Raw genomic sequence first — 22,209 nt, forward strand, 5'->3', positions numbered from 1 at the left:
AAAAAAATGACCACTCTCTACCGTGAATTTGCAAGCCAGGCCCAAATTGATGCGCAGTACAACCCTGCCATCAAGCTGCCGGACCCTTTGGTGCCGGCCAAGCACTACATCGCGCAGTCGGCGCTGGCTCGGCAGAATTTGCGCTGTGTGCTCGATGTGCCTTACGGCCCCACGCTGGCCGAGACGCTCGACATTTTTCCAGCCGATGTGCCCAACGCGCCGGTGTTTGTGTTCCTTCACGGAGGGTACTGGCGCGCGTTTTCCAGCAAGGAATTCAGCTGTGTGGCGCTGGGCCTGCAGTCACTGGGCATCACCACCGTGGTCGTGAATTACGCCCTGTGCCCTTTTGTGAGCCTGGATGAAATCACGCGCCAGGTGCGTGCGGCCGTGGCCTGGACGCAGCGCCACATTGCCGCTTATGGTGGTGACCCGGCGCGGCTGGCGCTGGGCGGCCATTCGGCTGGCGCCCATTTGACCGCCATGTGCCTGCAAACGCGCTGGGCCGAGGACTACGGACTGCCACCAGATCCGTTGGCGGCTGCGGTGCTGGTGAGTGGCGTCTATGACATTGCACCGCTGCGCTACAGCTACTTGCAGCCCATGATCCAGCTCGACGAGGGCCTCATCCGGCGCAACTCGCCGATGTTCGGCGTGCGGCCGTGCAAAACGCCGATCTGGGTGAACTGGGGCAGCGAGGAAACGCCGGAGTTTGCGCGCCAGGCCAGCAGTTTTTTGGCGGCATGGCAAGACGCCGGCAATGCCGGCGAGCTCAGCGCGCTGCCCGGCGCCGACCATTACATCGGCATCCACGGCTTTGAAGACCCCGCCAGTTCTTTAAGCCAGTGGCTGGCGACCCGGCTGGCGCTATAGTGCCTCTCTTTGCTGCTGAATTGAGCCCGCCTTGAGTATTCAAACCGACGACTTTGCCCCGGCGCCGCCCAAGCGGGTGGTGTCCAACGCGCCCGCCTCGCCCAACGAGGAGGCCATCGAGCGCGCGCTGCGGCCCAAGCTGATGCAGGAGTACGTGGGCCAGACCAAGGCGCGCGAACAGCTCGAAATTTTCATCAGCGCCGCCAAGATGCGCAGCGAGGCGCTCGACCATGTGCTGTTGTTTGGCCCGCCGGGCCTGGGTAAGACCACCTTGAGCCACATCATCGCGCACGAGCTGGGCGTGAACCTGCGCCAGACCAGCGGCCCGGTGCTGGAAAAGCCCAAGGACCTGGCCGCGCTGCTGACCAACCTGGAAAAAAACGATGTGCTGTTCATCGACGAAATCCACCGCTTGAGCCCGGTCGTCGAGGAAATTCTGTACCCGGCGCTGGAAGACTACAAGATCGACATCATGATCGGTGAAGGTCCGGCCGCGCGTTCCATCAAGCTCGACCTGCAGCCCTTCACGCTGGTGGGTGCCACCACCCGCGCCGGCATGTTGACCAACCCGCTGCGCGACCGCTTCGGCATTGTGGCGCGGCTGGAGTTTTACACCCCTGAGGAGCTGGCGCGCATCGTCAAGCGCAGCGCCGGCCTGCTCAAGGTGACCACCGATGAACGAGGTGGCTTTGAGATTGCGCGCCGTTCGCGCGGCACGCCGCGCATTGCCAACCGCTTGTTGCGCCGGGTGCGCGACTACGCCGATGTGAAAGGCGTGGGCGAAATCACCCTCGACATTGCCAACCGCGCGCTGGCCATGCTCGATGTCGACCCGCAAGGGTTTGATCTGATGGACCGCAAACTGCTCGAGGCGGTGATCCACCGCTTTGACGGCGGCCCGGTGGGCCTGGACAACATTGCAGCCAGCATTGGTGAGGAGCGCGAGACCATTGAGGATGTGATCGAGCCCTACCTGATCCAGCAGGGCTACCTGCAGCGCACCCCGCGCGGCCGCATCGCCACGCTGGCCGCCTACCGCCATCTGGGTGTGACGCCACCGGCCGACCAAGCCGGCGGGGAATTGTTTGGGGCGCTATGAGTAACCGCGCCTTTGCCCACATCGCCGCTTTTCACCCGGAGCTGACTGCCCTGCGGCGCGACCTGCACGCGCACCCGGAACTGGGCTTTGAAGAGGTTTACACGGCCAGACGCGTGCAGCAGGCGCTGCAACTGTGCGGCGTCGATGAAATTCATCCCGGCATCGGCAAGACCGGTGTTGTGGCGGTGGTCCGGGGCCAGCGCAACAGCAGCGGCAGGATGATCGGGCTGCGCGCCGACATGGACGCGCTGCCCATGACCGAGCACAATGACTTTGCCTGGAAGTCTGCGCGTCCCGGCCTGATGCACGGCTGCGGCCACGACGGCCACACCGCCATGCTGGTGGGTGCGGCACGCTACCTGGCCGAGACGCGCAACTTCAACGGCACTGCCGTGCTGATTTTCCAGCCTGGCGAAGAAGGCTACGCCGGCGCCCAGGCCATGATCGACGACGGCCTGTTTGAGCGTTTTCCGGTGCAGTCGGTCTATGGCATGCACAACTGGCCGGCCATGCGCCCGGGCACCATCGGCCTCAATTCCGGCCCGATGATGGCCGCGGCAGACCGCATCAAGATTGAAATCACCGGCAAGGGCGGCCATGGCGCGCACCCCTACCAGACGGTCGACCCGGTGCTGGTGGCCGGGCACATCATCACTGCGGTGCAAAGCATTGTGTCGCGCAACGTCAAACCGGTTGACAGCGCCGTGATCAGCCTGTGTGCCATGCAGGCGGGTGATTTGAATGCCATGAGCGTGGTGGCGGGCAGCGCGACCCTGGTGGGCACGGTGCGCACCTTCAAGGTGGAGGTGCAGGCGCTGATCGAGCGCCGCCTTCATGAGTTGTGCAGTTCGGTGGCGCAGGCATTTGGCGCCACAGCAGTGGTGACTTACCAGCGCATGTACCCGGCCACGGTCAACACGGCGCCGGAAGCCCGCTTTGCCGGTGATGTGGCGGAGAGCCTGGTGGGCGCTGCCAACGTGGTGCGCGACCTGGAGCCAAGCATGGGCGCCGAAGATTTTTCCTTCATGCTGCGCGTCAAGCCAGGGGCCTACCTGCGCCTCGGCCAGGGCACGGAGAACGGCCTGGGCAGTTGCCACCTGCACAACAACCGCTACGACTTCAATGACGAGGTGCTGCCGCTCGGTGCCGCCCTGCACGCCAGCCTGGCGGAGCAGGCGATGCCTTTGTCGGCCTGACCACTCAGCCCACGGCACCGGCCTGGCGCAGCGCCTGCACCGCATCCGCCTCCAGACCCAGCGCGTTCAACAGCTCATCGGTATGCGCGCCCAGCTTTGGCGGGCTCAAGCGCACACCCAGGCGCTGGCCGTCCATGGTGAAGGGGAACAGCGTGGCTTTGCTGGTTTGTCCGGCGCGTTCGCCGTCGGGCAGAGTGATGTCGGCCAGGCCGCCGGTGGCCAGCAGGTGCTCGTCGTCAAACAGTTCCTCGGGTTTGCGGATCGGTGCGTAGGGCAATTTGTTGGCTTCCATCAGATTAGCCAGCTCAGCGGCGCTGTAGTGGCCCAGGCGCTCGCGCAGGATCGGCATCAGCGTGGGGCGTTCGCGCACGCGGTCGTTGTTGCTGGCATAACGCGCATCCGCCTTCAGGTCAGCAAAACCGAACACCTCACAAAAAGTGGCCCATTGCGTGTCGCTCACCGCCGAGATGAAAATCTGCTCGCCGTCTTTCACGGTGAACACGTCATACACCGCCCAGGGCGAGATGCGCGCCGGCATGGGCGCGGCGGGTTGGCCGGTCATGGCGTACTGCAGCATGTGCTGGCCGACCAGAAACACGTTGTTCTCAAACAGCGCGCTTTGCACTTCCTGGCCACGCCCGGTGATGCCGCGCTGGATCAACGCGCCCAGCGTGCCAATGGCGCCAAACATGCCGCCCATGATGTCGTTGACGCTGGTGCCGGCGCGCAGCGGGTCACCGGGTCGGCCGGTCATATAGGCCAGGCCTCCCATCATCTGCACCACTTCATCCAGCGCGGTGCGGTGCTCGTAGGGACCGGGCAAAAAGCCTTTGTGGCTGACGTAAATCAGCTTGGGGTTTTGGGCCGATAAAGCGGCGTAGTCCAGCCCGTACTTGGCCATGGTGTCGGGCTTGAAGTTTTCCAGCACCACGTCGGCACTCCCCGCCAACCGGCGCGCAAGGGCCGCACCCTCGGGCTTGTGCAGGTCGATGGCGATGCTTTTCTTGTTGCGGTTGAACATGGGGAAAAAACCGGCCCCCGCGCCGAGCAAATGCCGGGTGCGGTCACCTTCGATGGGTTCGACCTTGATGACTTCGGCGCCCATGTCGGCCAGCACCATGCCGCAGGTGGGCCCCATGACCATGTGGGTGAATTCGACCACGCGCAGGCCGTCAAGTGGCAGGGGGTGGGGTTTGTTGTCTGGGCTTGGGTTCATGGCGATGCGCTTTCTGGATTAAACCGATTATTTCGCAAACTTTGCTGACTGACCAAAAGCAAATCCCAACACCCATTAAGTTAGTGACCATGGCCAGGTCACATTGCTGTCCGCACTGAAATCAGCCTGTACTGCCTGGATTACAACCTGCTCCGGGCAACTCGAAGAGGGTTGTAACAGGCTCTGGTGGCGTGGCTGAGCATTGACAATTATCAACAGATCATTTTGCTGCAAGCTCACAGTGAATCGATGCTGATTGAGCAGGGTACAGGGGGATTGTTATGAAACACTGGTTTCAATCGTGCGACGCAGTGGCTTGTGCTGTGTCGGCCGTGGCCATGGGGGGCGGTCTATGGACAAGTAGTGCATCACCCGTTCGGGCCACAACAACTGTTTTGTGCCCCACCCTTGCGATGGAACGGATTGAAGTCGCATGTCCCACAAAAGACAAACTTGTTCATTCATGTGAACCGGCGGATGTAAAGCTCGCATGCGAAGGCGCGCTCGCCGCCGCTTTCTTTCTTACAGCGCAGGGCTTCATCATGGCCAATCCCATTTTGATTGTGATCGCACAGAAACTGCCGCTCGCTGGGACGGCCACCACAGGCGGTCTCTATCTGGATTCGCCGGACGATTGCAATAGTGACACGGCCCACGTGGTGCATATATTGTCATATTCGGAATTCAAAAAATTCAAAAACTGGTTTCACATTCCAATCGAGTCTTCGCTCTACCGCAGCCTCGCCGCGCACGAAGTCGCTCATGCAATCAGTGATTGCAACTTCAAGCTTGCCAGACCCACCATTCAGGCAAAAGAGTACATGGCTTACGTGACGATGTTTGCCACCATGGCGCCCGCAGTACGAGCGCGCATTTTGAGGAAATCCCCAGGACATGGCTACGACGGCGATTGGCAGATGGGTACCACCATCTACATGGCTGATCCCATGAGATTCGGAGTGCAGGCGTACCGGCATTTTCTTAAACCGGTCAATGGGCGTAGTTACTTGCATGCAATCCTGGATGGAAAAGTCATGCTTGAATAGCGGCTTGGCCACAAGAATTCAGCGGGTTCATGGCGTTTTTCAACACTATCTGGTCCAAGCAGCAGCGTTTTCACTACCGCTGCTGCCATCTTTCAGTTGAATTACCCGCATTTTGGTCAAAGCTCTTGCATGGCCGGCCAAAGACTGGCGTCAGCATCCTTCCTTAAAATTCTGCTATGCCCAGTTCGTCCTCCTCCATCCTCGCAAAAAGCACAGTGCCCGGCCGCAAACCGCCGCGCGCCGTGCTGTTTGACGCCTACGGTACGCTGTTCGACGTCTACAGCGTGGCGCAACTGGCCGAGGAACTGTTCCCCGGTCACGGCCAGGCCTTGAGTGTGTTGTGGCGCGACAAGCAGATCGAATACACGCGACTGGTCACCACCAGCAACCATGGTGCGCATTACCAGCCGTTCAGCGTGCTGACCCGGGCCGCGTTGATTTACGCCATCAAGAAACTGGTGGTCGGCCCTGGCGCAACGCTGCCGCAAGACGATTTTTTGCTGGACCACGAGCCCGCCATCGAGATGCTTCTGGCCCAGTACCAGCATCTGGATGCCTTCCCGGAAAACCTGGCGGTGCTGCAGCAGCTTAAACGCCAGGGCATTCCGGTCGGCCTCTTGAGCAATGGCGACGCTGCCATGCTGCAGGCCGCCGTGCACTCGGCGGGCTTTGATGGCCTGCTCGATCACATCATCAGCGTCGACCCGATTCGAAAATTCAAAACCCACCCCGACGCCTATGCCCTGGGTGAGCAGGTCACCGGCCTTGCGGCGCGTGACATCCTGTTCGTCAGCTGCAATGCCTGGGACGCACTGGGCGCCACCTGGTATGGCTACACCACGCTGTGGGTCAACCGGTACCAGCTGCCTTTTGAAGAGCTGGGCACCCAGGCCACCCGGACAGGCGTCGACCTGCGCGCCGTGCTCGACTTTTTCTCCTGACCATTTTTCTGATTTTTAACTCTGAGCCTCACCATCATGACTGAACGTATCACCAAGAACGGCCTGCAGGTCGCAAGCAATCTGTGCCAATTCATTGAAACCCAGGTGCTGCCCGGCACCGGCGTGACGCCTGCCAAATTCTGGAAAGGCTTTGGCGCCATCGTGGCCGACCTGGCCCCCAAGAACATCGCCCTGTTGGCCGAGCGCGACCGCCTGCAGACCGAGCTGGATGCCTGGCACAAGGCACACCCCGGCCCCATCGCCGACATGCCGGCTTATCGCGATTTTTTGGAGGGCATTGGCTATCTGGTCGAAGCCCCCAAAAAGGCCCGCATCACCACCTCGAACGTCGATGCCGAACTGGCCAAGCAAGCTGGCCCGCAACTCGTGGTGCCTATTTTGAACGCGCGTTACGCGCTCAACGCTGCCAATTCGCGCTGGGGTTCCCTGTATGACGCGCTTTATGGCACCGACGCGATCGATGAAGCCAAGGGCTGCGAAAAGGTCGGGAAAAAAGGCGGCTACAACCCCAAGCGCGGCGCCAAGGTGATCGCTTATGCGCGCAACGTGCTGGATCGCTGCGCCCCACTGCGCAAGGGCTCGCATGTGGACTCGGTCGAGTACCGCATCAAGGCCGGCAAGCTGGCCATCAAACTGGCCGACGGCAGCAACACCAGCCTGGCGGACGCCAGCCAGCTGGTCGGTTATCAGGGCGACGTCAAGGCGCCTTCCAGCGTGCTGTTGGCGCACAACGGCCTGCACCTGGACCTGATCATCAACCGCGCCACCACCATTGGCGCCAGCGACCCGGCAGGTGTCTCCGACCTGGTGCTGGAAGCCGCCCTGTCGACCATCCTCGACCTCGAAGACTCGGTGGCCGCTGTCGATGCCGACGACAAGGTGCTGGCCTACAGCAACTGGCTCGGCATTCTGAAAGGCACGTTGACCGAAGAAGTCGCCAAGGGCGACAAAACCTTCACCCGCGGTCTCAATGCCGACCGCCTGTACACCGCCCCCGACGGCAAGAAGTCAGTGCGCTTGCACGGCCGCTCGCTGATGTTTGTGCGCAACGTCGGCCACCTGATGACGAATCCGGCCATTCTGTACACCGACAAGGCCGGCACCGTGCGTGAAATCCCCGAGGGCATTCTGGACGCGGTGGTCACCACCACCATCGCCATGCACGACCTGGCCAAGACCAAGAAGGACGCCATCCGCAACTCGCGCAAGGGCTCGGTCTACATTGTCAAGCCCAAGATGCACGGTCCGTTTGAAGTGGCTTTTGCCGGCGAACTGTTTGGCCGCGTCGAAGCCATGCTGGGTCTGCCTGATAGCACGGTCAAGCTCGGCATCATGGACGAAGAGCGCCGCACCAGCGTCAACCTGAAAGCCTGTATTGCCGCCGCGGCCAGCCGCGTCGCCTTCATCAATACCGGCTTCCTCGACCGTACCGGCGACGAAATGCACACCGCCATGCAGGCCGGCCCCATGATCCGCAAGGGCGACATGAAGAGCAGTGCCTGGATCCAATCCTACGAGCGCAACAACGTGCTGGTGGGCCTGGGTTGCGGCCTGCGCGGCAAGGCGCAGATCGGCAAGGGCATGTGGGCCATGCCCGACCTGATGAAGGCCATGCTGGAGCAAAAAATTGGTCACCCCAAGGCTGGCGCCAACACCGCCTGGGTGCCAAGCCCGACCGGTGCCACGCTGCACGCGCTGCACTACCATCAGGTGCTGGTGAGCGACGTGCAAAAGGAACTGGAAAAAATCAGCGCCGACAAAGAGCGCGACGTGCTGCTCAATGGCCTGTTGACCATTCCTGTCACCGCCACACCGAACTGGAGCGAGGCCGAGAAGCAGCAGGAACTCGACAACAACGCTCAGGGCATCCTGGGTTATGTGGTGCGCTGGGTCGATCAGGGCGTGGGCTGCTCCAAGGTGCCCGACATCCACAACGTGGCGCTGATGGAAGACCGCGCCACGCTGCGCATTTCCAGCCAGCACATGGCTAACTGGCTGCATCATGGTGTGGTCACCGAAGCCCAGGTCAAGGAAACCTTTGAGCGCATGGCCGCCGTGGTCGACGTCCAGAACGCGGGTGACCCGCTCTATAAGCCGATGGCCGGCCACTTCGACACCTCGATGGCCTACCAAGCGGCGTGCGATCTGGTCTTCAAGGGCCTGGCGCAACCCAGTGGCTACACCGAGCCGCTGCTGCATGGCTGGCGGTTGAAGGTGAAGGCGGCGCTGGCGGCTTAAGTCACGATCAGGCAAAAAGCTGCCAGCGTCTATGATGACGTTGGCAGCTTTTTTTTCAAGTGAACTCAACATGAATCCCACCCCAACCCTCAATCCCCAAAACTGCCCCCTGTGCGGCCAGCCCAACCAATGTGCCATGGAGGTGCAGGCTGCCACCGGCATCCCGCAACCGCCCTGCTGGTGCACCCAGGCGCAGTTCAGCGCCGAGTTGCTGAACAAAATTCCCGAGGCAGCGCGGGGTGTGGCTTGCCTGTGCGCAGCTTGTGTGAAGGCGGCAACCGCATGAGCTGGCTCGATAAATTTCCGCTCGCCATTTTGATTGCGCTGGCCGCCTGGATGGCGGTGGCGCCGATCAGCCCTGAGCCGCATCTGATTGAAAAACTGCGTATGCTGAGCCAGGGCACGCTGGTCAAGCCAATCGATATTTTTGATTTGCTGCTGCACAGCGCGCCCATCGTGTTGCTGGCAGTGCGGCTGTGGCGCAAGTTCACGGCCCGCTGAACACGTCCATGACCTTTGAAAATCCACTGTTGACGCCCGCCCCCACGCGCGCCGAGCCGCGCCTGACCAGCCTGTCGCACGGCGGCGGTTGCGGTTGCAAGATCGCCCCTGGCGTGCTGTCCAGCATCCTCAAGGGCACCACCGCCATGCCGATGCCCAAGGAACTGCTGGTGGGTATCGAGACCGCCGACGATGCGGCGGTGTACCAGCTCAACGACACACAGGCGCTGATTGCCACCACCGATTTCTTCATGCCCATCGTCGATGATCCGTATGATTTTGGTCGCATCGCCGCGACCAACGCCATCAGCGACGTCTATGCCATGGGCGGCACGCCGATCATGGCGCTGGCGCTGGTGGGCATGCCGATCAATGTGCTGTCGGTCGAGACCATTGGCAAGATTCTTGATGGCGGCGCCAGTGTCTGCCGCGCCGCCGGCATTCCGATTGCCGGAGGCCACACCATCGATTCGGTCGAGCCCATTTATGGCCTGGTGGCCATGGGCCTGATGCACCCGGGGCGGGTCAAGCGCAATGCCAGCGCCCAAGTAGGCGACCGGCTCATTTTGGGCAAGCCGCTCGGTGTGGGCGTGCTGTCGGCCGCGCTCAAAAAAGACAAGCTCGGGCCAGAAGGCTACGCCGAGATGATCCGTGTCACCACCCAGCTCAACACGCCCGGCCCGGCGCTGGCCGCGCTTGACGGGGTGCACGCCATGACCGACGTCACCGGTTTTGCCCTGGCCGGCCATGTGCTGGAGATGGCGCGCGGTGCCGCGTGCACGGTGCAGCTGGACTGGCACAACGTACCGTTTTTGAGCGGCGTGCGCCAGCTGGCACAGCAGGGTTGCATCACCGGCGCCTCGAGCCGCAACTGGGCGGCGTATGGCCATGAGGTCAGTTTGCCCGCCAGCTTTTCAGCGGTCGATCAAGCCCTGCTGACCGACCCGCAGACCAGTGGCGGCCTGTTGGTGAGCTGTGCGCCGTCGGAGGTCGATCAGGTGATGGCGATCTTCCGGGCGCATGGTTTTGCCGATGCGGCGGACATCGGTGGGGCGATTGCCTTCAACGGCGCGACCCATCTGGTGCTGTGAACCCATTGGTTTTTCGGTCGTTGGGCTGGCCGGCTCACGGCAGCCAGCGCAGCTGGGTCACATAGCCCAGGCTGCTGCCCTGCGTGTTGTCGCTGTCGGCCCCCACGGCCACGGCGGTAACCGGCGGCATGGCCAGGCTCTCCTGACCGAACAGCAGCGCAAAGTCTTCGGCGATGTTGCGGCGCTGGTTGATCCATTGGCCGGTGGCGGATTCCACGCCATTGAGCACCATGTAGCGCACTCGTGCGCTGTAGGGGTTGGCGCCACGCGTGCCTGCCGGGTAGCGGCTGTCCCACAGGTAACACAGGGTGGCGCTGGGCAAGTTTTGCCCACTGACCGAGCGCGCCAGGGCCAGCACCGAACGTTGCACGAAAGGGATGTCGGCCAGCGGCTGGTTCAGCATCACACAGACCTTGAGCGCCGCATCGTCACCGGCCTTGGTCTTGATGTCGGCCGCTGCCAGCGGCTGCTCCAGGCGCCAGCGCCAGCTCAAAAACGGTGGCGCCGCGCCTTGCCAGGCGTGGGTCAGCACGCCATAAGACCCTTGGGTGCGCAGCCCCAGCACGGTTTCGCCGTTCAGGGCAAGCGCTTCAAACGTGCTGCGCGGCGCCTTGTTGTCGGGCAGGCCACTGAGCTGCCAGACCGGGTGGGGTGCCGGGTTGCCCGGACTAACCAGCGGCGCCAGGGCGGTGGCGGGTGGGGTTGATACCGTTTGAGCCCCGCCGTGCTGGCTGCCCAGCAGCCCAAAAAAGAAGCTGACCCAAGCCGGTGTTTTGTTGCGAATTTTCATTGAAATGTCTTCCAGCCCCACCAGATGCGCGTGGCGGTGGTGATGGCACACAACGCAGCAAAGCCATAGGCGAGCTCGATGAACAGGCCGGGCCAGACACACATGGCCATGAAACACAGCAGGGTCTCGCTGGCTTCGGTCAGGCCACCCAGAAAGTAAAACGACTTGTTGGGGGTGGCCAGGTTACGCAAGCCGCGCTTGGCGGCCATCACGGCAAAGGCCAGAAAGCTCGACCCGGTGCCGATGAAGGCGGCCAGCAGCACGGCGGCGGGCAGCGCGTTGCGCGCCGGGTCGCTGACGGCAAAAGCCAGCGGGATGCTGGCGTAAAAAACAAAGTCCAGGGCAATGTCGAGAAAACCACCGGCATCGGTGGCCTGGGTCAGGCGCGCCACGGCCCCATCCAGCGCGTCCAGCAGCCTTGATGCCAGGATGGCGACGGCCCCGGCCAGGTAGGCCTCGAAGGCGATTAAAAATGCGGCCAACAAGCCAAGCACAAAACCCAGCAGGGTGAGCTGGTTGGCCGTGAGCCCCAGACGCCTGGTCTGGCGCGCCAGGCGCTGGATCGAGGGGGCCATCATCTGGCTGACGAAGCGGTCAAACATGGTTCAAAGGCCGTGGGCTAAAGTTGTTGAGTCGGTGCGCGGCGGAAATTCTTACAGACTGCCAGGCTAAGCGGTGCCAGTCCCAGTGATCGGTTAAGCTTGTTAACCATGAGCATAGTGGAATCCAGGCACGCGCCTGGCGCCACCGAGCCCCCATTGTTGAACGCGCGTCATTGATCGGAGATCCGGATGAAAAAAACCCTTGTGGCCTTGCTGCTGTTGGCCAGTGCGGGCGCCTTTGCCCAGACCAGCCCGGCCAAGCAGGCACTGATTGACAAGCTCTTGAGTCTGCAGCGCCCCGCGATCGAGCAAACGGGGCAGGCGCTTGCCGAGCGCCCGGCGCTGCAAATGATGCAGCAGGCGGGTGTCGCCCTGCAAACCCGTGTGGCCCCGGAAAAGCGTGAGACGGTGGCCAAGGACATTCAGGCCGATCTGAAAAAATATGCCGATGAGGTGGTGCCTTTGATGCAACAGCAGGCGGTCAAGCTCGCGCCCGCCACGGTGGGGGTGATGCTGGCAGAAAAATTTACCGAAGACGAGCTCAAGCAGCTCATTGCCATCATCGAGTCCCCGGTGAACCGCAAATTTTTGCAAATGGGTGGTGAGATGCAGAAAGTCCTGGCGGACAAACTGGTGACCGACATGCAGAGCGCCGTCGACCCCAAGGTCAAGGCGCTGGCCATGGCCATGGACAAGCACCTTGGTTTGGCTGCGCCAGCGGCAAGCGCCAACGCAGCCAAACCGACCGGTGCTGCGCCCAAAAAATAGCCAGCAACGCCCGCAGCAGCGCCCGCAGCAGCGGGCACCCAGACCGGGGGGCATCAGGATTCAAGCCGGTAGTGTTGGCGCAAGAACTGCTTGAACTGGCGGATGATGCCTAAAGCATCGGTGAGCTGGTCGCGTTCCAGCGTGCCCAGGCTGTTCAGCTCCACCAGATTGCTGATGGCCTGGCCCAGTGCACGCTGGCGCAGGTTGTTGCGCAGCTTCAGGGTCATGAGCATGTGAAGGGTCTCCACCAGGTCGCGCTCCAGTGCGGCGGGCAGCACCTGCAGATGGGCCAGGGCCTGCAAGCGCTCCACCGTGCCCAGTGCTTCCAGACGGTATTCCAGGGCCAATGCCCGCGCCCCATGCACGATGGGGAAGGTGCCGATTTTCTTCAGGTCAAAAGTTTCGGATTCGCGACTGCCCAGCAGCGGCAGGCGGCTCCACCAAGCGCTGCTGGGTTCCGCAAACTGGTCGATCGCGCTGGCCATGCGGCTGATGAAGGTGTTGCTGCCAATGGCCCGGTTCAACGCAAAGTCGCGTGCGTTTTGCAGCAGCGTGGCGTCACCGGCGACGGCGCGCGCGTCCATGAAGATGGCCAGGTGCATCTTGCCCTCGGGGTTGTCGGCATACAGCCACTGACCAATGGTTTGCCGAAAGGCGCCCAGGCTCTGGCACCACATCGGGTTGGTGACCATGATGTGACCCGGGCACGGCGGGTAGCCAAAGCCCAACAGCGCGGTGCTGAACTGTTGGGTGATGTCGGTCAGGTGGGGGGGCAGGTAGCCGTCGCGCAGCAGCAGCGCGTTGTCCTGGTCGGTTTTCAAAATTTGCTCGCTGCGGCCTTCGCTGCCCAGCACCAGCAGGCAGCTGTTGTGCACCAGTTCCGGCGGTGCCAGCAGCGCCCAGAGCCGGGCAAAGATCTGGCTGTTGAGCTCGCTCACCAGCCGCGAGATGATCTCGATGCGCAGGCCGCCGCGCTGCAGCAGTTTGATGGTGTTGTCCACCTGCAGTGCCGCCACCTGCAGCTCGGCCACGCTGCGCGCCTGCTCGACCTGCAGCATGATCAGGTGCGAGTGGTTCGACATGAAGCTCATCAGGTCGAGCTGGCTCAGCACCCCCACGATGGTGTCGCCGTCTTTCACCAGCACCCGGTGCACCCGATGCCGCAGCATGATCAGCAGCGCATCGAAGAGTTCGGCATCGGGCGCGACAGTGACCAGATCGAAGCGGGCCACGTCGCGCACCGCCAGGTGGGCTGGCGGCGTAGGCTGCAGCAGGGCATCGCGCAGGTCGGTGGTGGTGAACATGCCAATGCGTTCCACCCCGTTATGCACATCGCGCACCAGCGCATTGCCGGTTTTTTGCCCGGACAGCAGACGGCACACCGACACCAGGTCGAGCCGGCCGTCCACATAAAACGGCTTTTGCAGGTAGGCGTCCCGCACGCGCACCAGCAGCAGCGACAGCAACTCGCGGTGCTGGTCCATCTCTTCGTCGTCGGCCAGGTGGCCCGCGACCTCGCTGAATACCTTGGCGCTGAAGCGGGCATTGTGGGCCAGCAGTTGCCGCAAGGTTTGCGCGGGCAGTTGCCATGCCTGCACCGCATCGAGCGCGGTCACGCTGGCCTGGTTGTGCCCGGTCAACACAGCGCGCCAGCTGAAGCATTCACCCGCGCCCAGAATATGCACGTGGCCCTGTTCCTCCTGCTGCACGTGACCGCTGTGCAGCACCCACAGGCAAGACGGTGGCTCCGTCTGGGGCCGCAGGATGGCCTCGCCGTGGTGGTAATGCACCAGGCTTGTCAGCTCTTGCAACTGGCCTCGTTCGGTTGCACCCAGTTCGTTGAACGGCGCTGATGCAAATGAAAAATGGTCTGACACGGTCAGCTTCTCAAAATAAAAAAGGGCTGCAGACACTTTGCCTGCAGCCCCTTGAGCTTATCGCATCGCTACCCGGACAGGGGCCATGCCGTTGTTGCCAGGTCAGTGGCCTGACGCGCCGTCAGCACCAATGCCGGTCTCAGAGCGCACTTGCTGCGCCAGGAAACCTGCACGGTCTTTTTTGGCACGTGCGCTGTTGTCCAGAACCGAGAACAGCCAGATACCCACGAAGCCGATGGTCATGGAGAACAGGGCCGGCGAGGTGTACGGGAACAAGGCTGAGCCCTTGGGGTTGCCCAGCGTGGCTTCCCACACCGAAGGCGACACCACGGTCAGGCCAACCGACGAGATCAGGCCCAAAAAGCCACCAATCACGGCGCCCTTGGTGGTGCAGTCTTTCCACAGCACCGACATGAACAGCACGGGGAAGTTGGCCGACGCGGCAATCGCAAAGGCCAAAGACACCATGAACGCAATGTTCTGTTTCTCGAACACGATGCCCAGGGTCACCGCCAGAATGCCAAGGCAAATGGTGGTGATCTTGGAGATGCGCAGCTCGTCGGCGCTGTTGGCCTGGCCTTTTTTGATCACGGTGGCGTAAATGTCATGCGACACAGCCGAGGCGCCAGACAGTGTCAGCCCAGCCACCACGGCCAGGATGGTGGCAAAGGCCACCGCCGAAATGAAGCCCAGGAACACATTGCCGCCCACCGCGTTGGCCAAGTGAATGGCCGCCATGTTGCCGCCGCCGATCAAGCCGCCCTTGGCGTCCAGAAAGTCGGGGTTGGTCAGCACAAAGGTGATGGCGCCAAAACCGATGATGAAGGTCAGCAGGTAGAAGTAGCCGATCCAGCCGGTGGCCCACATCACCGAGCTGCGCGCCGCCTTGGCACTGGGCACCGTGAAGAAGCGCATCAGGATGTGGGGCAAACCGGCGGTACCGAACATCAGCGCCATGCCGAAGCTGATGGCGGAAATGGGATCTTTGACAAAGTTGCCCGGGCCCATGATGGATTGGCCAGCGGCCGCGGCCACTTCGGCTATCTTGCCGTCTTTCAGGGCCAGGTCGGTCTTGATCTGGACGGCGCCGGCGAACATGGCTTCAAAGCTGAAACCAAAGTGCCACAACACCGACAGGGACATGAAGGTGGCGCCCCCCAGCAACAGGCAGGCCTTGATGATCTGCACCCAGGTGGTGGCCGTCATGCCGCCAAACAGCACATACACCATCATCAAGCCGCCCACAATGATCACGGCCACGTAGTATTCCAGACCAAACAGCAGCTTGATCAACTGACCGGCACCCACCATCTGGGCAATCAGATAGAAAGCCACCACCACCAGCGTGCCCGAGGCCGCAAAAATGCGCACCGGCTTTTGCTCGAAGCGGAAAGCGGCCACGTCGGCAAAGGTGAACTTGCCCAGGTTGCGCAGGCGTTCGGCCATCAGGAAGGTGATGACGGGCCAGCCCACCAGGAAGCCGATGGAGTAGATCAGGCCGTCAAAACCGCTGGCCATCACGGCCGCGGAAATACCCAGGAACGAGGCGGCCGACATGTAGTCGCCGGCAATCGCCAGACCGTTCTGGAAGCCGGTGATGCCGCCGCCTGCGGTGTAGAAGTCGGATGCCGACTTGGTTTTGGCCGCCGCCCACTTGGTGATGAACAGCGTAAAAACCACAAAAGCCCCGAACATGCCGATGGCCGTCCAGTTGGTGGCTTGCTTTTCGGCCTGACCCAGGTCAGCGCCAGCGGCCCAGACGGCTGCCGAGACGCCCATCAGGGCCAGCAGCGTGAGGATGCGTCGTGTGTGTTCAGTTTTGTAGTTCATTTAAGTACCGCCTTGGTGATGGCGGCAGTCAGGTCGTCGTATTCGCTGTTGGCACGGCGCACATAAATGGTGGTGATGATGACGGTGAACACAATCACGCCGAAACCGATGGGGACGCCAATGGTCATGACGCCTGCGCCCAGCTTCTGCGAGAGGAACTCTTTGTTGAACGCCACCAGCATGATGAAACCGTAGTAAACGATCATCATGGCCCAGGTCAGCGTCCAGCCAAAGCTGCTGCGCTTGCGCTTGAGCTCCTGGTATTGGGGATTGTTGACAACCCGCTCTATCAAATCATCTTGCATGAACTATGTCTCCTCGTAAATTGCGACGAGAGTGAGACTAAGGGTTAGTACTTACCAAGCACTTACCTCGCGCTTACCCAGCGCTTACCGGGTGCTTATTCGTGCGCTGGCAAGTGCGGTTTTTGCCCGTGAAGCCGGTTAGCCAAAAAAGCCCAATTTATTCGCTAAGTGTTTACCCTCGTTTGATGCGCTGGGGCCCGCTTTATAAGAAAACTGTAAGCAAGCGCCTTAATAGTCCCCCCTGCATCAGCGCGGGTTCAAGCCGCGCACTGTAAAGGCGCAGCTGATTCAGCTGCTTTGTCTTATTAAAACTTAGGAGACTTCATGAAGCATGACTATGACAGTGGTGCCTACTGGAAGGAAACCATCAAACTTTTGAGGAACGTGCTGATCCTCTGGTTTTTGGTGTCTTTCGGGGCGGGCATTTTGTTCGTTGACTTTTTCAACCAATTCCACCTCGGTGGCTATCCGCTGGGATTCTGGTTTGCACACCAGGGCTCCATGTACGTCTTTGTGGCGCAGATTTTTTACTACGCCTGGCGCATGAACAACCTGGACATCAAATTTGATGTTCATGAAGACTGAGGACTAAAACATGGATCTTCAAACCACAATCTACATCATGGTGGGCTTGAGCTTTTCGCTCTACATCGGTATTGCCATCTGGGCACGTGCCGGTTCCACCAGTGAGTTTTATTCTGCGGGTGGCAACGTCAACCCGATCATGAACGGCATGGCCACCGGCGCTGACTGGATGAGTGCGGCGTCCTTCATCTCCATGGCCGGCCTGATCGCCAACATGGGTTACGGCGGCGGCCTGTTCCTGATGGGTTGGACCGGCGGCTATGTGCTGCTGGCGATGCTGCTGGCACCCTACCTGCGCAAATTCGGCAAGTTCACCGTGCCGCAGTTCATTGGTGACCGCTTCTATTCCCAGGGCGCTGCCGTGATTGCCGTGTTGTGCCTGCTGACCGCTTCACTCACCTACATCATCGGTCAGATGACGGGTGTGGGCGTGGCGTTCTCGCGTTTCCTGGGCGTGTCGAGCGAAGTCGGCATTTATGTCGGTATGGGCATCGTGTTCATGTACGCCGTGTTCGGCGGCATGAAGGGCATCACCTACACCCAGGTGGCGCAGTACATCGTGCTGATTCTGGCTTACACCGTGCCGGCTGTCTTTATCTCCTTGCAGTTCACGGGTATCGCCCTGCCGCAATTGGGTCTGGGCTCCACCCTGGTGGGTACCGATGTGTCCTTGCTGATGAAGCTGGATTCTGTCGTGACTGACCTCGGCTTTGGCAAGTACACCACCACCACGGCGGGCAGCACACTCAACATGTTTGTCTACACCTTGTCGCTGATGATTGGTACTGCCGGTCTGCCCCACGTGATCATGCGATTCTTCACGGTGCCTACCGTGAAAGACGCGCGTTCATCGGCTGGTTGGGCGCTGGTCTTCATTGCGATTTTGTACACCACGGCTCCTGCCGTGGCCGCCATGGCCAAGTTGAACCTGCACTCTGCCGTGAACAGTGCGGTGGCTGCCGGTGGTGACCTGTATGCACCAGAAGCCAGTATTCAAGCTGAAGCCCGTCCTGACTGGATGAAGCGCTGGGAAAAGACCGGTCTGCTGAAGTTTGAAGACAAGAACGGCGACGGCCGCATCCAGTACTACAACGACAAGACCAAGAACGAAGCCGCTGCTGCCAAAGCCGCAGCTGCGGGCTGGAAGGGCAATGAGCTGACAGTGAACGCCGACATCATTGTGTTGGCCAACCCTGAAATTGCCTTGCTGCCCAACTGGGTGATTGGTTTGGTGGCTGCCGGTGGTCTGGCCGCTGCGCTGTCGACGGCTGCCGGTTTGCTGATGGCGATTTCTTCGGCCGTGTCGCATGACCTGATCAAGGGCATCTTTGCGCCGGAGATCTCTGAAAAGGGTGAGCTGATGGCTGGCAAGATCTCGATGGCCGTGGCGATCGTGGTGGCGGGTTACCTTGGCTTGAATCCGCCAGGGTTCGCGGCGGGCACGGTGGCCCTGGCCTTCGGTATTGCGGCCAGTTCGTTGTTCCCTGCCATCATGATGGGTATTTTCAGCAAGAAGATGAACAAGGAAGGCGCCATGGCCGGTATGCTGGCTGGCCTGTTCATCACCCTGTTCTACGTGTTTGCGCACAAGGGTATCTTCTTCATCAAGGGCACCGAGTACCTCGGTCTCATTGGTGGTCCGAACCCCTTCTTCGGCATCACGCCTGAAGCCTTCGGTGCCATTGGCGCAATGGTGAACTTTGCGGTGGCTTTCGCTGTGGACAAAGTGACGCCCGAGCCACCTGAGCACATCCAGCACATGGTGGAAGCTGTGCGTATTCCGCGTGGCTCCAAGCTGGTGGATGGCGCCCACTAAAAGGTGCTTTGATGATCTGAGTCACCCGCTTGCCTGCCTCGGTGGGCAGGGGTGACAATGAAAGCCCTGTCGGTCATGCTGGCGGGGCTTTTTTCTTGAACTGGAGCCTTCCATGGTGTTTGATATCAGCGTCGCAATGACGTGGATTTTGTTTTTGGCGCTGTTTCCGATCAGCTTTGTCTGGTTGCGCCGGGCCTGGCGCATTGTGGCGAACCGTGATTTTTCCGAGGTGGGTATCAAGCGTGGCGAGGCACCGCCCAACCCGGAAAAATTTGCACCCTATGAGATGGCCATCAACCTGGTGGCCGGGGTGGTGATTGTGTGCGTGATTGTGGCCGTGCTGGCCGGGGTGTGGGAATACAGCACCTGGAGCGCCATTGCCGGCAGCACCATCTGGTGCAAATTCATTGCGAGTTTTGCGCTCAGTCGCCATGCGCACGCCAGTTGGCTCAAGGGCAAGGTCTGAGCGACATGGCCGAGGGCTTGACGTCCCAGCGCCTGGTGGCCCTGTTTGGCTGCGGCTGGGTACTGCTTAACTTTCCCTTGCTGGGGCTGTGGGATGTGGACACCACCGTGCTTGGCGTGCCCTTGTTGCCGGCCGCCCTGATGGCCCTGTGGGCCTTGTTGATTGCGGCGGTGGCCTGGTTGATGGAACGGCAGCACGCCGCTGACGGGGACGACTAGCCATGCTGTCACCCCTGCTGGTCGTCGGGGCTTCGTTTGCTTACCTGCTGCTGCTGTTTGCCGTGGCCAGCTTTGGTGACTGGCGCGCGTCCCGCGGCCGCTCGATCATTGCCAACCCCTGGACTTATGCCTTGTCGCTGGCGGTCTATTGCACGGCCTGGACCTATTTTGGCAGCGTTGGTCGCGCCGCATCGGGCGGCATCTGGTTCCTGCCGATTTATCTGGGGCCGACACTGGCCATGATTCTGGGTTGGCTGGTGATTCGCAAGATGATCCGCATTGCCAAGACCTACCGCATCACCTCGATTGCCGACTTCATTGGCAGTCGCTACGGCAAGAGCCCGCTGCTGGCCGGCCTGGTCACGCTGATTGCGGTGGTGGGCATCGTGCCTTACATCGCGCTGCAGCTCAAGGCGATTTCAGCGGGTTATGGTTTGCTCACGGCGGCCTCACTGAGCGAACTGCCGGTGCAGGTGCACTGGGCCCAGGACAGCACGTTTTACCTGGCGCTGGCGCTGGCGGGTTTCACCATGGTGTTTGGTGCCCGGCATCTGGATTCGGCCGAGCGCCACGAAGGGTTGGTGGCGGCCATTGCCTTTGAGTCGGTGGTCAAACTCATTGCTTTTCTGGCAGTAGGCCTGTTTGTGGTCTACGGTTTGTTCAACGGCTTGACCGACGTTTTTGCGCGTGCGCACGCGGTGCCCGAGCTGGCCAAGCTGTTGCGGCTTGAGCAGGGTGGCAACTTTGCCTGGACCCAGTGGTTTGCCCTGACGCTGCTGTCGATGTTTTCGGTGATTTTCTTGCCGCGCCAGTTCCAGGTGATGGTGGTGGAGAACGTGCGCGAGAGCCACCTGCGTCGGGCGGTCTGGGTGTTTCCGCTGTACCTGCTGGCGATCAATCTGTTTGTCTTGCCGATTGCCCTCGGGGGCTTGTTGTATTTCGGGCCGGGGCAGATGAATGCCGACAATTTTGTCTTGTCGCTGCCGCTGGCTGCGGGTCAGCCCGCGCTGGCGCTGTTTGCCTTCATTGGCGGCCTGTCGGCGGCCACCGGCATGGTGATTGTGGAAACCATTGCGGTGTCCACCATGGTCTGCAACGAGCTGGTGATGCCGCTGTTGCTGCGCACCCGGCATTTCAGGTCCGAGGCCGGGCACGACCTGACGCGTGTGCTCTTGCTCATTCGGCGTGCCGCCATTCTCGGCGTGCTAGTGCTGGGCTACGTCTACTTTCATCTGGCCGGTGAAGCCTACGCGCTGGTCAGCATCGGGCTCATCAGCTTTGCCGCCGTGGCCCAGTTTGCCCCGGCGGTGTTGGGTGGCCTGTACTGGCGAGGCGCCACGCGCCGGGGTGCGCTGGTGGGTTTGCTGGCCGGCTTTGTGATGTGGTGCTACACGCTGATGCTGCCCTCTTTGGCCAAGTCGGGCTGGCTGCCGGATGCCTTCCTGAGCCAGGGCCTGTTGGGCCTGGACTGGTTGCGGCCCGAGCAACTGTTTGGCTTGCAGGGGCTGGACAACCTGACGCATTCGCTGTTCTGGAGTCTGCTGGTGAATGTGGGCGCCTATGTGGGCTTGTCGCTGTGGCGCGCGCCCAATGGTCAGGAGGCCAGCCAGGCGCTGTTGTTCGTCGATGTGTTCGAGCGCACCAGCAGCGCGCGGCCGGTGTTCTGGCGTGGCCGTGCCACGGTGCCGGATTTGTTGCGCCTGTGCGAACGTTTCATGGGCGCAGAGCGGGCGCAGGCCTTGTTTGCCGACTATGCGCGCCAGGCGGGGGCCAGTAGTTTGACCGGCATCACGCCCGACGCCCGTCTGGTGCAGTTTGTCGAGACCCAGTTGTCGGGTGCGGTGGGCAGCGCCTCGGCGCGGGTGCTGGTGGCCAGCAGTGTTGATGAAGAAACCCTGACACCCGACGATGTGTTGCGTATCCTGGACGAAAGTTCGCAACTGCGTGCGCACTCGCTGGAGCTGGAAGAAAAATCCAGTTCGCTCGAGCGCGCCACCCGCGAGCTGCGCGCAGCCAACGAACAACTCAAGAGCCTGGACCGGCTCAAGGATGACTTCATGTCCTCGGTCACCCATGAGCTGCGCACGCCACTGACCTCGATCCGGGCGCTGGCCGAGCTGATGCGCGACGACCCCGGCATGGGCGAGGCCCAGCGCAGTCAGTTCATCGCCATCATCGTCAGCGAAACCGAGCGCTTGTCCCGGCTGGTGAACCAGGTGCTGGACATGGCCAAGATCGAGTCGGGTCATGCCGAATGGCACAACGCCGAGGTGGATTTGGGCGCGCTGGTGCAGCAGGCGGTGGTGACCACCTCCGAGTTGTTCCGTGAGCGTCAAGCCCAGGTCACCGTCAGTTTGCCAGAGCTGCCGCTGGTCCTGCTGGCCGACCCCGACCGCCTGACCCAGGTGCTGCTGAATTTGCTGTCGAATGCCGCCAAATTTGTGCCGGTGCCTGGTGGTCGGGTTGATGTAAGCCTGAGCGGCGACGATGCTGGTGCGACCGTGGTGGTGCGTGACAACGGCCCGGGTGTGTCGTCTGAGCAGCAGGCGCTGATTTTTGAGAAATTTCGCCAGGGCGGCGATGCCGCCAACCGCCCTCAGGGGACCGGTCTGGGCTTGCCGATCAGCCGCCAGATCGTGGCGCATTTCGGTGGCCGGCTGTGGCTGGAATCACACCCCGGGCAGGGCGCCGCGTTTTGCTTTTACTTGCCATTCAAAATATAAGAGGAGACCG

Annotated in this window: 21 protein-coding genes; 15 read left to right on the top strand and 6 right to left on the bottom strand. The window is 61.5% G+C overall.

Going from position 1 to position 22,209, the window contains the following annotated elements; genetic code table 11:
* The first annotated feature begins 6 nt into the window (after window positions 1-6).
* From Q7U49_RS04715 to Q7U49_RS04725, 3 genes are read left to right on the top strand one after another with little or no spacing between them, the layout of a single operon-like run.
* Window positions 7-870, top strand: a complete 864-nt coding sequence (locus Q7U49_RS04715) for an alpha/beta hydrolase (protein WP_304762642.1) — start codon at window positions 7-9, stop codon at window positions 868-870.
* A 31-nt stretch (window positions 871-901) separates the two neighbouring features.
* Window positions 902-1,969 carry a Holliday junction branch migration DNA helicase RuvB gene (gene ruvB, locus Q7U49_RS04720; RefSeq protein ID WP_304762644.1) on the top strand — a complete coding sequence of 356 codons (1,068 nt, stop codon included), beginning with the start codon at window positions 902-904 and terminating at the stop codon, window positions 1,967-1,969.
* Window positions 1,966-3,165 carry a M20 aminoacylase family protein gene (locus Q7U49_RS04725; protein ID WP_304762646.1) on the top strand — a complete coding sequence of 400 codons (1,200 nt, stop codon included), beginning with the start codon at window positions 1,966-1,968 and terminating at the stop codon, window positions 3,163-3,165. The genes ruvB and Q7U49_RS04725 overlap by 4 nt, the downstream gene beginning before the upstream one ends.
* A 4-nt stretch (window positions 3,166-3,169) precedes the next feature.
* Here Q7U49_RS04725 and Q7U49_RS04730 read toward each other — a convergent pair whose 3' ends face one another.
* Window positions 3,170-4,381 (bottom strand): CaiB/BaiF CoA-transferase family protein, encoded by a 1,212-nt coding sequence (locus Q7U49_RS04730; RefSeq protein ID WP_304762648.1) that lies wholly within the window; start codon window positions 4,379-4,381, stop codon window positions 3,170-3,172.
* A 281-nt stretch (window positions 4,382-4,662) separates the two neighbouring features.
* Between Q7U49_RS04730 and Q7U49_RS04735 the strand changes: the two genes are divergently transcribed.
* The 6 genes from Q7U49_RS04735 (at window position 4,663) to selD (ending at window position 10,219) form a co-directional block, all read left to right on the top strand.
* Window positions 4,663-5,427, top strand: a complete 765-nt coding sequence (locus Q7U49_RS04735) for a DUF6639 family protein (RefSeq protein ID WP_304762649.1) — start codon at window positions 4,663-4,665, stop codon at window positions 5,425-5,427.
* A gap of 176 nt (window positions 5,428-5,603) precedes the next feature.
* Window positions 5,604-6,368 (top strand): haloacid dehalogenase type II, encoded by a 765-nt coding sequence (locus tag Q7U49_RS04740; RefSeq protein ID WP_304762650.1) that lies wholly within the window; start codon window positions 5,604-5,606, stop codon window positions 6,366-6,368.
* 36 nt (window positions 6,369-6,404) lie between these two features.
* A complete protein-coding gene (locus Q7U49_RS04745; RefSeq protein ID WP_304762652.1) occupies window positions 6,405-8,627 on the top strand; it encodes a malate synthase G in 2,223 nt (740 codons plus the stop codon).
* A 70-nt stretch (window positions 8,628-8,697) separates the two neighbouring features.
* Window positions 8,698-8,913: a cysteine-rich CWC family protein gene (locus Q7U49_RS04750; protein ID WP_304762655.1), complete on the top strand. Its 216-nt coding sequence runs from the start codon at window positions 8,698-8,700 to the stop codon at window positions 8,911-8,913.
* Complete coding sequence (locus Q7U49_RS04755; protein WP_304762656.1) at window positions 8,910-9,128, top strand: hypothetical protein; 219 nt, start codon at window positions 8,910-8,912, stop codon at window positions 9,126-9,128. The genes Q7U49_RS04750 and Q7U49_RS04755 overlap by 4 nt, the downstream gene beginning before the upstream one ends.
* An 8-nt stretch (window positions 9,129-9,136) precedes the next feature.
* A complete protein-coding gene (selD, locus tag Q7U49_RS04760; RefSeq protein WP_304762658.1) occupies window positions 9,137-10,219 on the top strand; it encodes a selenide, water dikinase SelD in 1,083 nt (360 codons plus the stop codon).
* A 34-nt stretch (window positions 10,220-10,253) separates the two neighbouring features.
* On the opposite strand, the gene Q7U49_RS04765 is transcribed toward selD, so the two are convergent.
* Window positions 10,254-11,009: a DUF3047 domain-containing protein gene (locus Q7U49_RS04765; protein ID WP_304762660.1), complete on the bottom strand. Its 756-nt coding sequence runs from the start codon at window positions 11,007-11,009 to the stop codon at window positions 10,254-10,256.
* On the bottom strand, window positions 11,006-11,611 hold the full coding sequence (locus Q7U49_RS04770) for a CDP-alcohol phosphatidyltransferase family protein (RefSeq protein WP_304762662.1): 606 nt from the start codon (window positions 11,609-11,611) through the stop codon (window positions 11,006-11,008). Before Q7U49_RS04770 ends, Q7U49_RS04765 begins: the two co-directional genes overlap by 4 nt.
* A 189-nt stretch (window positions 11,612-11,800) precedes the next feature.
* Between Q7U49_RS04770 and Q7U49_RS04775 the strand changes: the two genes are divergently transcribed.
* The gene (locus tag Q7U49_RS04775; RefSeq protein ID WP_304762664.1) at window positions 11,801-12,379 is read left to right on the top strand and encodes a hypothetical protein; all 579 of its coding nucleotides are present in this window, start codon (window positions 11,801-11,803) and stop codon (window positions 12,377-12,379) included.
* A 53-nt stretch (window positions 12,380-12,432) separates the two neighbouring features.
* On the opposite strand, the gene Q7U49_RS04780 is transcribed toward Q7U49_RS04775, so the two are convergent.
* The 3 genes from Q7U49_RS04780 to Q7U49_RS04790 all read right to left on the bottom strand — a co-directional run bounded on the left by Q7U49_RS04780 (window position 12,433) and on the right by Q7U49_RS04790 (window position 16,391).
* The gene (locus Q7U49_RS04780; protein WP_304762665.1) at window positions 12,433-14,292 is read right to left on the bottom strand and encodes a putative nucleotidyltransferase substrate binding domain-containing protein; all 1,860 of its coding nucleotides are present in this window, start codon (window positions 14,290-14,292) and stop codon (window positions 12,433-12,435) included.
* A 66-nt stretch (window positions 14,293-14,358) separates the two neighbouring features.
* Window positions 14,359-16,035 carry a cation acetate symporter gene (locus tag Q7U49_RS04785; RefSeq protein WP_370653961.1) on the bottom strand — a complete coding sequence of 559 codons (1,677 nt, stop codon included), beginning with the start codon at window positions 16,033-16,035 and terminating at the stop codon, window positions 14,359-14,361.
* Window positions 16,036-16,082: 47 nt separating this feature from the next.
* Entirely contained in the window at window positions 16,083-16,391 is a 309-nt protein-coding gene (locus Q7U49_RS04790) for a DUF485 domain-containing protein (protein ID WP_304762670.1), read from the bottom strand.
* Window positions 16,392-16,715: 324 nt separating this feature from the next.
* On the opposite strand from Q7U49_RS04790, the gene Q7U49_RS04795 reads away from it, so the two are divergent.
* The 5 genes from Q7U49_RS04795 (at window position 16,716) to Q7U49_RS04815 (ending at window position 22,199) form a co-directional block, all read left to right on the top strand.
* Complete coding sequence (locus Q7U49_RS04795; protein WP_304762672.1) at window positions 16,716-16,976, top strand: DUF4212 domain-containing protein; 261 nt, start codon at window positions 16,716-16,718, stop codon at window positions 16,974-16,976.
* Window positions 16,977-16,986: 10 nt separating this feature from the next.
* Window positions 16,987-18,792, top strand: coding sequence for a sodium:solute symporter family protein (locus Q7U49_RS04800; RefSeq protein WP_304762675.1), 1,806 nt, complete (start codon window positions 16,987-16,989; stop codon window positions 18,790-18,792).
* Window positions 18,793-18,904: 112 nt separating this feature from the next.
* Window positions 18,905-19,258: a hypothetical protein gene (locus tag Q7U49_RS04805; RefSeq protein ID WP_304762677.1), complete on the top strand. Its 354-nt coding sequence runs from the start codon at window positions 18,905-18,907 to the stop codon at window positions 19,256-19,258.
* Window positions 19,259-19,263: 5 nt separating this feature from the next.
* Entirely contained in the window at window positions 19,264-19,476 is a 213-nt protein-coding gene (locus Q7U49_RS04810; protein ID WP_304762678.1) for a hypothetical protein, read from the top strand.
* 2 nt (window positions 19,477-19,478) lie between these two features.
* A complete protein-coding gene (locus tag Q7U49_RS04815) occupies window positions 19,479-22,199 on the top strand; it encodes a sensor histidine kinase (RefSeq protein WP_304762680.1) in 2,721 nt (906 codons plus the stop codon).
* The last annotated feature ends 10 nt before the right edge of the window (window positions 22,200-22,209 follow it).

Source organism: Rhodoferax sp., assembly GCF_030653815.1.
GTDB lineage: Bacteria > Pseudomonadota > Gammaproteobacteria > Burkholderiales > Burkholderiaceae_C > Rhodoferax.

Bases quoted from the DNA above. Each gene is read 5' to 3' on its own strand.
- Q7U49_RS04715 (WP_304762642.1), top strand. From the start codon at position 7: ATGACCACTCTCTACCGTGAATTTGCAAGCCAGGCCCAAATTGATGCG.
- Q7U49_RS04725 (WP_304762646.1), top strand. From the start codon at position 1,966: ATGAGTAACCGCGCCTTTGCCCACATCGCCGCTTTTCACCCGGAGCTG.
- Q7U49_RS04730 (WP_304762648.1), bottom strand. From the start codon at position 4,381: ATGAACCCAAGCCCAGACAACAAACCCCACCCCCTGCCACTTGACGGC.
- Q7U49_RS04735 (WP_304762649.1), top strand. From the start codon at position 4,663: ATGAAACACTGGTTTCAATCGTGCGACGCAGTGGCTTGTGCTGTGTCG.
- Q7U49_RS04740 (WP_304762650.1), top strand. From the start codon at position 5,604: ATGCCCAGTTCGTCCTCCTCCATCCTCGCAAAAAGCACAGTGCCCGGC.
- Q7U49_RS04745 (WP_304762652.1), top strand. From the start codon at position 6,405: ATGACTGAACGTATCACCAAGAACGGCCTGCAGGTCGCAAGCAATCTG.
- Q7U49_RS04750 (WP_304762655.1), top strand. From the start codon at position 8,698: ATGAATCCCACCCCAACCCTCAATCCCCAAAACTGCCCCCTGTGCGGC.
- Q7U49_RS04755 (WP_304762656.1), top strand. From the start codon at position 8,910: ATGAGCTGGCTCGATAAATTTCCGCTCGCCATTTTGATTGCGCTGGCC.
- selD (WP_304762658.1), top strand. From the start codon at position 9,137: ATGACCTTTGAAAATCCACTGTTGACGCCCGCCCCCACGCGCGCCGAG.
- Q7U49_RS04765 (WP_304762660.1), bottom strand. From the start codon at position 11,009: ATGAAAATTCGCAACAAAACACCGGCTTGGGTCAGCTTCTTTTTTGGG.
- Q7U49_RS04770 (WP_304762662.1), bottom strand. From the start codon at position 11,611: ATGTTTGACCGCTTCGTCAGCCAGATGATGGCCCCCTCGATCCAGCGC.
- Q7U49_RS04775 (WP_304762664.1), top strand. From the start codon at position 11,801: ATGAAAAAAACCCTTGTGGCCTTGCTGCTGTTGGCCAGTGCGGGCGCC.
- Q7U49_RS04785 (WP_370653961.1), bottom strand. From the start codon at position 16,035: ATGGGCGTCTCGGCAGCCGTCTGGGCCGCTGGCGCTGACCTGGGTCAG.
- Q7U49_RS04790 (WP_304762670.1), bottom strand. From the start codon at position 16,391: ATGCAAGATGATTTGATAGAGCGGGTTGTCAACAATCCCCAATACCAG.
- Q7U49_RS04795 (WP_304762672.1), top strand. From the start codon at position 16,716: ATGAAGCATGACTATGACAGTGGTGCCTACTGGAAGGAAACCATCAAA.
- Q7U49_RS04800 (WP_304762675.1), top strand. From the start codon at position 16,987: ATGGATCTTCAAACCACAATCTACATCATGGTGGGCTTGAGCTTTTCG.
- Q7U49_RS04805 (WP_304762677.1), top strand. From the start codon at position 18,905: ATGGTGTTTGATATCAGCGTCGCAATGACGTGGATTTTGTTTTTGGCG.
- Q7U49_RS04810 (WP_304762678.1), top strand. From the start codon at position 19,264: ATGGCCGAGGGCTTGACGTCCCAGCGCCTGGTGGCCCTGTTTGGCTGC.
- Q7U49_RS04815 (WP_304762680.1), top strand. From the start codon at position 19,479: ATGCTGTCACCCCTGCTGGTCGTCGGGGCTTCGTTTGCTTACCTGCTG.